At 64.9% G+C, this 10,562-nt stretch carries 11 protein-coding genes and 1 pseudogene; 3 read left to right on the top strand and 9 right to left on the bottom strand.

Annotated elements, in window-relative coordinates:
- The coding region (locus Y707_RS30285) for a glutamine amidotransferase-related protein (protein WP_035783093.1) at window positions 1-366 on the bottom strand (366 nt) is incomplete at its 3' end.
- Window positions 363-506 carry a hypothetical protein gene (locus tag Y707_RS31055; RefSeq protein WP_155853247.1) on the bottom strand — a complete coding sequence of 48 codons (144 nt, stop codon included), beginning with the start codon at window positions 504-506 and terminating at the stop codon, window positions 363-365. The genes Y707_RS31055 and Y707_RS30285, both read right to left, overlap by 4 nt.
- An 11-nt stretch (window positions 507-517) precedes the next feature.
- On the opposite strand from Y707_RS31055, the gene Y707_RS28265 reads away from it, so the two are divergent.
- A complete protein-coding gene (locus Y707_RS28265) occupies window positions 518-1,774 on the top strand; it encodes a carboxylesterase family protein (RefSeq protein ID WP_333782872.1) in 1,257 nt (418 codons plus the stop codon).
- Between the two features lie 108 nt (window positions 1,775-1,882).
- The gene (locus tag Y707_RS0121225; protein WP_026536530.1) at window positions 1,883-2,062 is read left to right on the top strand and encodes a PspC domain-containing protein; all 180 of its coding nucleotides are present in this window, start codon (window positions 1,883-1,885) and stop codon (window positions 2,060-2,062) included.
- Between the two features lie 6 nt (window positions 2,063-2,068).
- Here the strand turns inward: Y707_RS0121225 and Y707_RS0121230 are convergent, their stop codons facing one another.
- Both Y707_RS0121230 and Y707_RS28270 read right to left on the bottom strand, forming a co-directional pair.
- Window positions 2,069-2,548, bottom strand: a complete 480-nt coding sequence (locus Y707_RS0121230) for a DUF3817 domain-containing protein (RefSeq protein WP_026536531.1) — start codon at window positions 2,546-2,548, stop codon at window positions 2,069-2,071.
- Entirely contained in the window at window positions 2,545-3,405 is an 861-nt protein-coding gene (locus tag Y707_RS28270; RefSeq protein WP_081745070.1) for an SURF1 family protein, read from the bottom strand. Before Y707_RS28270 ends, Y707_RS0121230 begins: the two co-directional genes overlap by 4 nt.
- Window positions 3,406-3,902: 497 nt before the next feature.
- Here Y707_RS28270 and Y707_RS0121240 point away from each other — a divergent pair.
- Window positions 3,903-4,217 (top strand): annotated as a pseudogene (locus Y707_RS0121240) (ABC transporter ATP-binding protein); the annotation flags it as partial.
- 13 nt (window positions 4,218-4,230) lie between these two features.
- Here the strand turns inward: Y707_RS0121240 and Y707_RS0121245 are convergent.
- From Y707_RS0121245 to Y707_RS0121265, 5 genes are all read right to left on the bottom strand, one after another.
- Window positions 4,231-4,722: a PTS sugar transporter subunit IIA gene (locus Y707_RS0121245; protein ID WP_026536533.1), complete on the bottom strand. Its 492-nt coding sequence runs from the start codon at window positions 4,720-4,722 to the stop codon at window positions 4,231-4,233.
- A gap of 2 nt (window positions 4,723-4,724) precedes the next feature.
- Window positions 4,725-6,461 carry a glycerol-3-phosphate dehydrogenase/oxidase gene (locus tag Y707_RS0121250; protein WP_026536534.1) on the bottom strand — a complete coding sequence of 579 codons (1,737 nt, stop codon included), beginning with the start codon at window positions 6,459-6,461 and terminating at the stop codon, window positions 4,725-4,727.
- 82 nt (window positions 6,462-6,543) lie between these two features.
- Window positions 6,544-7,683, bottom strand: a complete 1,140-nt coding sequence (locus tag Y707_RS0121255; RefSeq protein WP_026536535.1) for a GuaB3 family IMP dehydrogenase-related protein — start codon at window positions 7,681-7,683, stop codon at window positions 6,544-6,546.
- Window positions 7,684-7,988: 305 nt separating this feature from the next.
- Window positions 7,989-9,530, bottom strand: coding sequence for an IMP dehydrogenase (gene guaB, locus Y707_RS0121260; RefSeq protein WP_051442286.1), 1,542 nt, complete (start codon window positions 9,528-9,530; stop codon window positions 7,989-7,991).
- Window positions 9,531-9,633: 103 nt separating this feature from the next.
- The gene (locus Y707_RS0121265; RefSeq protein ID WP_026536537.1) at window positions 9,634-10,533 is read right to left on the bottom strand and encodes an NUDIX domain-containing protein; all 900 of its coding nucleotides are present in this window, start codon (window positions 10,531-10,533) and stop codon (window positions 9,634-9,636) included.
- Window positions 10,534-10,562 lie beyond the last annotated feature (29 nt).

Here is a 10,562-nt window from a genome sequence, read left to right on the forward strand (position 1 = left end):
GGAACGGCTCTCGCCGACGCCGCTGATATCGGTCGAGCCGTATTCACGCAGACCCGTTTTGGCTACTGTTCCGCCGAGGGCGTTCGCCATCGCCTGGAAGCCGTAGCAGATGCCCAGCATGGGCACACCGGCGTCGAGCAGGTCCTCATGGATACCCGGGGCGTCGTCGGCATACACGCTGGAAGGACCACCGGAAAGAATGATGGCCACCGGGTTCTTGGCGAGCAGCTGCTCCGTCGAATACGTATGCGGCACGATCTCGGAGTAAACGTTGGCCTCGCGCACCCGGCGGGCGATCAGCTGGGCGTACTGGGCGCCGTAGTCAACAACAAGGACAGGCCGGTGGGCAGGAGCGAGTTCAGTCACCCTACAAGGGTAATCGTCCGGCCCATCCACCGCACATTTGACGACGGCGGAAAAGTCACCTCGTGCAGGTCGGCCGGCGGAGGGCGGACAATGGTGTCGGCGTCATTCTTCACCGCTGCCCCGACGATCCGCCCGAACACTGGAGATCACCTTGCCGGCATCCACTGATGGGCCAACATTCGCGCCGCCGTGCGGACCGGTTCAGGGCTGGGTCGACGGCGGCGTCATCCGTGCCACCGGGATCCCCTATGCGACGGCGGACCGTTTCCAGGAGCCGGTTCCCGCCCCCGACCGGAGCGAACTGTTTGCGGCGACAAGCTGGTCGCCCGCCTGCCCCCAGAACGAGACCCGCCTGACGGAATACATGCTTGGCGGCGGCCCCGAAAGCCTGCAACAGGACGAGAACTGCCAACGTCTGTCCATCACTATGCCAGCCGGCACGCGGGCCGGGGAGCGGCTGCCGGTTCTGGTGTGGATTCATGGAGGTTCCTACGTCGCAGGTGCCGGCGACATGCCCCTGACGGATTCTGTCCGGCTCGTGACCGAGCAGCACGTCGTAGTCGTCTCCATCACGTACCGGCTCGGTCTTTTTGGTTACCTCGGTGGTGATGGCAGGCCTGCGAACCTTGGGCTACTCGATCAGGCCGAAGCCTTCCGGTGGGTGCTGCGCAACATCGACGCCTTCGGTGGCGATGGCGGCAATGTCACGGCGTTCGGGCAGTCCGCCGGAGGAGATGCGATCCTGCACCTCCTCGCAGCCGCGAAGGGCGAACGCCTATTCCACAAAGCGATTGTGCAGAGCGCGCCGTTAGGCATCGCCCGTGGCCGGCAGCGGATGACCGCCGCGATGCTGCGTGCCACCCAGGACCTCGATCCGGCCCTCCCTGCTGCTGCGGTCCTCGAGCTCGAACGGAATGTGATCCGCGCCGGTGCGCGGCACGGCTTGCGTTCCACCATGCCGTTTGGCATCCAGTACGGACATCCGCCGCTCCCCGACGAAGCCGAGGTCGAGGCCGCCTGGGACGCGGCGGTTGATGTGCCTCTGCTGATCGGCACCACCGCGAACGAGACCCGGTTCTTCGTCCCGGCGGTCCCGCTGCTCCACGCCGTATCCCGGGTTCCGCTCGTGGGCAAGGCCCTCATCGCTGCGATGACCGGAATCCTGTCGCGCATCGTCTACGGCGCCGGAGCGGACCGGTTCGCGGGCCGCCATGCCCGTGGAGGTGGTTCCGCCCACCGGTACACCATCACCTGGTCGGCACCCGGCAACCGCTTCGGCAGCCCGCACACCATCGACCTGCCGCTCCTGCTCGGCGATGAGGACGTCTGGCGGGATGCACCACTCCTTGGCGGCGCCACGTGGAAGCAGGTGGACGAGGCGGGGAAGGCAGTCCGGAGTGTGGGCTGATTTCGCCCGCGGCAGCGCCCTGCCGGACCGGATGATCATCCCCGGTATCCTGCGAATTAAGCGCCGGAAACCGCCAATCAGGCCGCTGCCGCTGGTAAAGTGTCGGCCATGGCTTCTACTTTGGTTCGCCCCCGTGATGGCAAGTTGATCGCCGGTGTCTGCGCTTCCCTCGCCAACCGCTTTGGTATTTCCAAGACGCTCGTCCGCCTTGGATTCGTCATTTTCGGACTGGTTGGTATCGGGGAACTCGCCTACATCGCGCTATGGATCGTCATTCCCAAGGCCTGATTCCACTCAGTAGCGGGCGGACGCCTCCGGATGAGCTGCCAGCTCAGTCTCGACCTGGCGGTGCATGCGCTTCTCGACAATGAAGGACAGGAACGGGACGACGCCACCGAGCGCGATCAGGATGAACTTGCCGAACGACCAGCGCATCAGCGACCAGAGCCGGAAGTCCGCAATCAGGTAGACCACGTACATCCAGCCGTGCACAATCAACACCGCGGTCGAGAGGTTGAACCCGCCGGTGATGGTCTGCTCGACGACGTTATTGAAGCCGAGGGCGACGGTTTCGCCGGTCTCGACGCTGGTGCCGCCAGCGATAATGTCAGAGCCGAATCCGTACTTCGCGATCATCTCGACGACGACCAGCAGCAACATGACACCCGTGGCATAAGCCAGGACCTTATAGAAACCGAGCGCTGAACGGATCTGCTGCTCGGTTCCGCCGAAACGGCGCTTCTTCGGCCGTTGCTTCTGGCTGGAATCACTCACTGGGTTACCTCACTGGTTGGGGTTCGGGCTGGGATATAGGAGCGGGAATCGCCGTCGCCGCTGCCGGGGCCGTCGTCGTCGTACTCATCTTCTTCCAGGCCGCGGCGGTAGTCATCGGCGACCAGCCGCCACCAGAGGAAGAAGGCAAACCCAGCGAAGACGAACCATTCGATGGCGTAGAAGATGTTGAGCCAGTTCACCGGCGTATCCTGCGGCTGGGCCGAAACCTGGACTTCCTCCAGCACGTTTCCACCCGACGCAGCGCCCACCGGTGTTCCACCCGCGAGCGTTTCGTCCGCGACGACGAAACCGGAGTAGCTGGCGACATCCCAGATGTTGATCAGTTCGGAGACGGAAAGACTCGGCAGCGGACTGCCCTTCGCCTCATCCACAAGCGGCGCTTCTGTGGGCAGCAGCCGGCCCGTCATCTCGAGCTCACCGGCCGGAGCCTGCCCGGCCTGCGCCGGGTCCTCGATCCACCCTCGGGCGACAGGAATCACGGGATCCGCACCGCCGCCCTTGCCTTCCAGCGCCGGGGCGCCGTCGACGGCGAATGCGGTCACCACCCAGTATCCGGTCTCGTCGTCCTGCAGCCGGCCCTCCACCAGGACCTGTTTGTCGGCGAGGTAGTGGCCGGACATGGCGACCATCTGGTCAGCGATGCCGGCGAGCATCGGGGTGCCGGGTTCGAAGACCTCGGTCAGCGGTTTCACCTGCTCGGTGGAGGAGGGCCGTGGCGGGGCAACGTCCTGGGCGCTGGAGAACTGCCACTGGCTTAACAGCACAAACACTGTGGACAGCACCAACGCCAAAAGCAGCGCAGCGATCCAACGGGGTTTGAGGGCGGTTTTCAGCACAGGTTAACGGTACTTCGTACTTGTGTAGAAATCCCAATGCTGACGGTTCACGCCGACCCCGAAGTCCACTTCCGGACAAGTCATTGGATATTCCCAATTACTTTACCGGAAAGCCCCACAGCCGCCTCAATAAGTAATAGGATTTATCCTTGTGCGCACGTTCCCCTATCCCGGCGCCGGCACTCCCGATCTGCGTTCACCGAACCGGTATCTGTGGTGGCTGGCACGGCAGCAAAAAGGCACGCTGACCCTCAGCGTGCTGCTGGAGTCTGCGTGGATGCTCTCTCAAGCCCTGATTCCGTTCGTAATTGGCCGGGCCATCGACACCGGAATCGTCACCGGTTCCTGGGACCAGCTCCTGTGGTGGGTGTGGGTGCTCGTCTTTTTGACTGCCGTTCAGGCTGCCGCCTCCGTCCTTGGCCACCGCGCCTCGGTCAGCAACTGGATGCAGGCCACGTACCGGTCGTCCCAGTTGGTGGGGCACAAAGTGACGTACACCGGTGACGCCGGCCCAGGCGCAGGAACTTGCCCTGGCGCGGCTGATCCTCGCCGACCCGCACACTCTGGTCCTGGACGAGGCGACGTCGCTGATTGATCCGCAGGCCGCCCGCGATCTGGAGCGCTCGCTGAGCGCCGTGCTGGAGGGGCGGACCGTCGTCGCCATTGCCCACCGGCTGCACACTGCCCATGACGCGGACCGGATTGCCGTGGTCGAGGATGGGAACATCTCCGAACTCGGCTCGCACGACGAACTGCTGGCAGCCGATGGCTCCTACGCCGCGCTGTGGAAGTCCTGGCGCACCGACGCGTAGGTTCTTCATCGGGTCAGTGGTTGAAGAACACCAGGGAGGAGTTGATCAGTTCGGCGATGACTTCCTCGTCGTTGGCGCGGCGCAGCGATTCGCGGAAGTTCTCCTTGAACAGCGAGCGCGCCAGCGTGGACAGCACCTCGAGGTGGACGGAGAACGACTCTGCCGGTGTGGCGATCAGCAGGATCAGGTCCGCCTTGCCGTCGATCGCGCCGAAGTCGATATTGTGGCCGAACCTGGTGACTCCGACGGCGATGCTCGTCTGGCTTACGTACTTGCTGCGGGCGTGCGGAATTCCCACTCCCCCGGGCAAGCCCGTAGCCATCTGGTGCTCGCGGGAATTCACCTGCTCCAGGAAGCCGTTCAAATCGGAAATCCTGCCCTGCTCGTGCATCCTGGCCGCAAGCTGGGCAGCCGCGTCCTCCTTGCCGGTGGCCTCCATTTCCAGGATGACCAGCTCGGGAGTCGTCAGCCCTGCCTCGGAGAGTTCCAGAGATCCTTCAGTCATCATCAACGCAGCGGCACGATCTCATCGACGCCCATCCGCGCGCTGTCCGCGGAGACGTCGTCGGGCTGTTCCTGGCTGAGCCGCTCGGCCTGCCCGCGGGCGTTGTAGTGATTGACCTCTGCCTCGATCTGTTCCTCGCTCCAACCCAGCACTTCGCCGACCAACCGTGCGACGACGGGAGCCGCGGACACGCCACGGTCCCACGCCTCGATGGAGATCCGTGTGCGCCGGGTCAGTACGTCGTGCACATGGCGGGCGCCTTCGTGGCTTGCGGCATAGACCGCTTCGGCCTGCAGATAATCGTCGGCGCCGGGCAGCGGCTCGGCCAGCTCGGGACGCTGCTCGATCAGGGCCAGCACTTCGGAGGTCATGGATCCGTAACGCTCCAGCAAGTGCTCGATCCGGGCGACGTGCACACCGGACTCCTCGGCTGTGCGGGCCCGGCGGTTCCAGGCGGCACGGTAGCCGACGGCGCCGGCCAACGGGATCGTGTCCGTGCAGCTGGGAGCAACCCGGAAGTCGAGCGCCCGTGCGGCTTCGTCGACCGCATCCTTGGCCATCACCCGGTAAGTTGTGTACTTCCCTCCGGCGACGACCACCAGTCCGGGAACAGGATGTGCGACGACGTGTTCCCGGGAAAGCTTCGCGGTCGAGTCGTTCTCGCCGGCCAACAGCGGACGCAGACCGGCATAGACACCCTCAACATCCTCGCGGGTCAACGGCCGCTTCAGGACCTTGTTGACGTGTTCAAGCACGTAATCGATGTCCTTGGACGAAGCTGCCGGATGTGCCTTGTCCAGATGCCAATCTGTGTCGGTGGTGCCAATGATCCAGTGCCGCCCCCACGGAATGACGAACAGCACAGATTTTTCCGTCCGCAGGATCAACCCGACGGTGGACTGGAAGCGGTCCTTGGGAACCACCAGGTGGATCCCCTTCGACGCGCGGACCTTGAGCTGGCCGCGTTCGGTCACCATGGCCTGGGTCTCGTCGGTCCAGACGCCGGTGGCGTTGACCACCTGCTTGGCGCGGATTTCGAACTCGCTGCCGTCTTCCTGGTTTTTCACCCGGGCGCCGACCACGCGTTCGCCTTCGCGCAGGAAGTCGACGACGCGCAGCCGGTTGGCGGCATGGGCGCCGTACTGGACGGAGGTGCGGACGGCGTCGACCACCAGCCGGGCATCGTCGACTTTGGCGTCGTAGTAGCGGATTGCGCCAACGAAGGCATCATCCTGCAGGCTCGGCGCTGAACGCAGCATTGCGCGGCGGCTGAGGTGCTTGTGCATCGGTACGCCGCGGCTGTTACCAGAGGTGACGCCGAGCATGTCGTAGAGCAGGATGCCGGCGCCGACGTAGGGCCGTTCCACAAACCGCTTGGTCAGCGGGTAGAGGAACGGCACCGGGCGCACCAAGTGCGGGGCGATCCGCTGCAGCAGCAGTCCGCGTTCCCGCAGGGCCTCCTGCACCAGTCCGAAGTCCAGCATCTCAAGGTAGCGCAGACCGCCATGGATCAGTTTGGAGGAGCGCGACGACGTTCCCGACGCCCAGTCGCGGGCCTCGACGATGCCGACGTTCAATCCGCGGGTCACGGCATCCAGTGCCGCTCCGGCACCGACCACGCCGCCGCCGACGATCAGGATGTCGAGTTCCTTGCCGCGTTCCGAAGTCGCCTTGAGCGCTGCCAGGGACTCCTCGCGTTTTTGGGGACTGAGAGCTCCAGTGGCATGCAGTTCAGACATTTAAGACCATCCTCCTTGACCGGGACAAGTATCAACCACGATACTTCGTCCGCCTCCGGTTATGTAGATCGTGGCCAAGACCCTAGCTGTTGGCAATGTACGGGGAGACGACGACTTCGATCCGCTGGAATTCCTTCAGGTCCGAATAGCCGGTCGTCGCCATCGTCCGCCGGAGGGCACCCACCAGGTTCGACGTTCCATTCGTATGGTGTGACGGCCCGAAGAGCACCTCCTTCATCGGTCCGACCGTTTCCAGCCGGACCCGGTCCCCACGGGGAAGCTGATCGTGGTGTGCCTCCGGGCCCCAATGCCAGCCTTGCCCGGGTGCTTCCTCGGCGCGGGCGAGGGCGGAACCGAGCATCACGGCGTCGGCGCCCATGGCGAAAGCCTTGACGATTTCGCCGCTGGTTCCCAGTCCGCCGTCGGCGATCACGTGGACGTAGCGGCCGCCGGATTCATCCATGTAGTCGCGGCGGGCCGTGGCGACGTCGGAAATGGCACTGGCCATCGGCGAATGGATTCCCAAGGCGCGCCGGGTAGTCGAGGAGGCTCCCCCGCCGAAACCGACCAGGACGCCGGCCGCCCCGGTGCGCATCAGGTGCAGTGCCGGAGTGTAGCCGGCGGCGCCGCCGACGATGACGGGGACATCAAGTTCATAGATGAACTGCTTGAGGTTCAGCGGTTCGCTCTCTTTGGAGACGTGCTCGGCCGAAACGGTGGTGCCGCGGATGACGAAGACGTCCACGCCGGCGTCGAGCACCGTCTGGTAGTGCTCCTGGGTGCGCTGCGGCGTGAGCGAACCGGCTACGGGAACGCCGGCGTCGCGGATTTCGGCCAGCCGGGCGGTGATCAGTTCGGGCTGGATCGGCGCCTGATAAATCTCCTGCATGCGTTTGGTCGCAGCAGGGCTGAAGTGCTCCGCGCTCAGGCCCGCGATCTCATCGAGCATCGGCTCAGGGTCCTCGTAGCGGGTCCACAGGCCCTCGAGATTGAGCACACCCAGACCGCCGAGCCGGCCGAAAGCGATGGCGGTTTCGGGCGACATCACGGAGTCCATCGGTGCTGCCAGGACGGGTACGTCGAACTGGTACGCGTCGATCTGCCAGGACACCGACACGTCTGCTGGATCCCTGGTCCTGCGCGACGGAACCACCGCCACGTCGTCCAGCGAATACGCGCGGTGTCCCCTTTTGCCACGGCCAATTTCAATCTCGTAAGTCACCGCACCATGCTATCCCACAGGTAACGGCGCGGCCCTTCGGGCGGCAACGAAGCTGTCCTTGCAGCAAAATTCGACGTCCAGAAACGGTCGATTACCGAAGATGAACCTTATTACCGAAAATGAACCTTTAATGCGAGAACGGGGGTTGCACCTACCGTTTCGACTCTAAGGTTCGGTTTCGAGGTCAGGACCCGCTGCCTTCGGGCAAAGGGTTCACCTTCGCAGAGGGCAAGACGACGGGTCAGGAGCTGGAGAACCAAGAGGCGCCGAAACGTTAGCTGGCCCACGAGACGCCCCGACAGGACCTACCGGGTGCCGTAGTTCGGTGCCTCGACCGTCATCTGGATGTCATGCGGGTGCGATTCCTTCAGCCCGGCGGCTGTGATGCGGACGAACTTGCCCTTGCGCTTCAGATCGGGAATGGTCGCTCCGCCCACGTAGAACATGGTCTGGCGCAGGCCGCCGATCAGCTGGTGCGAAACCGCCGAAAGCGGGCCGCGGTAAGGAACCTGGCCTTCGATGCCTTCGGGGATCAGCTTGTCGTCACCGCTGACGTCGGCCTGGAAGTACCGGTCCTTCGAGTACGAGGTGTTCTTGCCGCGGGTCTGCATCGCTCCGAGCGAGCCCATGCCGCGGTAGGTCTTGTACTGCTTGCCGTTGACGAACACCAGCTCGCCCGGGCTCTCGTCACAACCGGCCAGCAGGGAACCGAGCATCACGGTGTCAGCTCCAGCAACCAGCGCCTTGCCGATGTCGCCCGAGTACTGCAGGCCGCCGTCGCCAATCAGTGGAACGCCGGCCGGGATGGCAGCCTTGGCGGATTCGTAGATGGCGGTCACCTGGGGAACGCCGACGCCGGCAACCACGCGGGTGGTGCAGATGGAACCGGGTCCGACGCCGACCTTGATGCCGTCCGCACCGGCGTCGATCAGGGCCTGGGCGCCTTCGCGGGTGGCTGCCTGGCCACCGATAATGTCCACGTGCCCGGCGGATTTCTCGGCCTTGAGCTTGGCGATCATCTGCAGCACTCCGGAGCTGTGGCCGTTGGCCGTATCGACGAAAAGTGCGTCCACTCCGGCGTCGACGATCGCCATCGCCCGCTCCCAGCCGTCACCGAAGAACCCGATGGCGGCGCCAACCCGGAGCCGTCCCTCATCGTCCTTCGTGGCCAGCGGGTACTGCTCGGCCTTGGTGAAGTCCTTGACCGTGATCAGCCCGCGCAGCACACCGGCGTCGTCGACCAGCGGCAGCTTTTCGATTTTGTGTGTGGCCAGCAGGTCGCTGGCATCCTCGCGGCTGATTCCGACCTTCCCGGTCACCAACGGCATCTTGGTCATCACCTGGTGCACCAGGCGGGTGGGGAAATCGCCGTCGGGCACAAAGCGCGTGTCCCGGTTGGTGACGATGCCCAGCAGCTTGCCGCCGTCGTCAATCACGGGCAGCCCGGAGACGCGGTAATGCCCGCACAGGTCGTCAAGTTCGGCCAGCGTGGCGTCCGGGCCGATGGTGACCGGATTGGTGATCATGCCGGATTCGCTGCGCTTGACCCGGTCCACCTGTTCAGCCTGATCGGCGATGGAAAGATTGCGGTGCACGACGCCGAGACCGCCCTGGCGTGCCATCGCAATGGCCATCCGCGCCTCGGTCACCGTGTCCATGGCCGCCGAAAGCAGCGGGGTCTGAACGGTGATCCGCTTGGAAATGCGCGACGTGGTGTCCGCATCGCTCGGGATGACGTCGGTGTGGCCGGGCAGCAGCAACACGTCGTCGTACGTCAAACCAACCAGCGCAAACGGATCGTGGTTCTCAGGTTCCCGGGTCTGCTCTTGCTGGGAAAATTGGCTCACAGATACGCCTCTTTCGCGGGGTTTGCGGGGATGGTGGCAAGTAGGCTCGGCACGGGCCTGACGGAGGGTGTGTTACCAGTCTAAAACGAATGCGGCCTGCGCCCTATTCCGCTTCAATCCGGGACAGCAACCAGCCCGGGCCTGCAACCTCGGCTCCCAGCTCTTCGACCCGGCTCCGGAGCCCACGGTCGGCCGTCACCACGTGCACCGTGCAACCGGCCCGCTTCAGCTGTTGGACGGCGTCGACGACGGTCTGGTCCCCGTCGCGGTCAGCGGCCAAAACCTGCACCCTGCCCTGTTCGTCCACCGCCCCGTTCGCCTTGCCTTCGGTTACGACGACGATCTCCGGCCAGATGCGCGCGGCACCATTCCAGTCGGGAAGGCCGCGCAGGGCCGCAGAGGACAGCCCGTCGATGAGTTTCTGCGCGGCTCCCCGGCGGTCCCGCCACCAGCCGTCCGGCCGGGATCCGACGACGTTCGCGCCGTCCACCACCAGGACGACCTTCTTGCTCAACGCCTCGCGCAGCGCCGGCCAGGCGGCGGCAAAACCGGAATGCAACGGCTTCTGCCCGACCTCGTCCAGCGGGACCCACTGAAGCTCGATGCTCTCGGGATCGGAAATAACCGGCTCGAAAGGCTGCGTCACGCGGGCGGCGACCGTGGTGTAGGACCAGTAGCCGACATCGAATACAGACGTGAAAAGAATCCGGACCTGCGACGGCGGCACCGCGGCCTCTTCCCCGGCCTCGCGCAGCGCTCCGGTCACCGCATCCTCGCCTTGGTGCAAAGCGCCGCCCGGCAATCCCCAGGTACCGCCCTGGTCACTCCACGTGGCGCGGTGCTGCAGCAGAATGCCACGGTCGGCATCATGGACGAGGACGCCAGCTGCCCCGAACCGTCCCCAGAACTTGCCCCGCTCCCCGTCAACCCACGCGTCGCCCGGATCGCGTGGGCCGTGCGGACGCCGTGGCTCGCCGGATGGCGGTTGGCTGAGGTTAGTCATGACTCCAGAATCTCATGAGCAGGCTCGCC

Source organism: Arthrobacter sp. H14 (assembly GCF_000520495.1).
Lineage (GTDB): Bacteria > Actinomycetota > Actinomycetes > Actinomycetales > Micrococcaceae > Arthrobacter_C.

Coding starts and splice junctions, on each gene's coding strand:
- Y707_RS0121225 (WP_026536530.1), top strand. CDS start 1,883: ATGGCTTCTACTTTGGTTCGCCCCCGTGATGGCAAGTTGATCGCCGGT.
- Y707_RS0121245 (WP_026536533.1), bottom strand. CDS start 4,722: ATGACTGAAGGATCTCTGGAACTCTCCGAGGCAGGGCTGACGACTCCC.
- Y707_RS0121250 (WP_026536534.1), bottom strand. CDS start 6,461: ATGTCTGAACTGCATGCCACTGGAGCTCTCAGTCCCCAAAAACGCGAG.
- Y707_RS0121265 (WP_026536537.1), bottom strand. CDS start 10,533: ATGACTAACCTCAGCCAACCGCCATCCGGCGAGCCACGGCGTCCGCAC.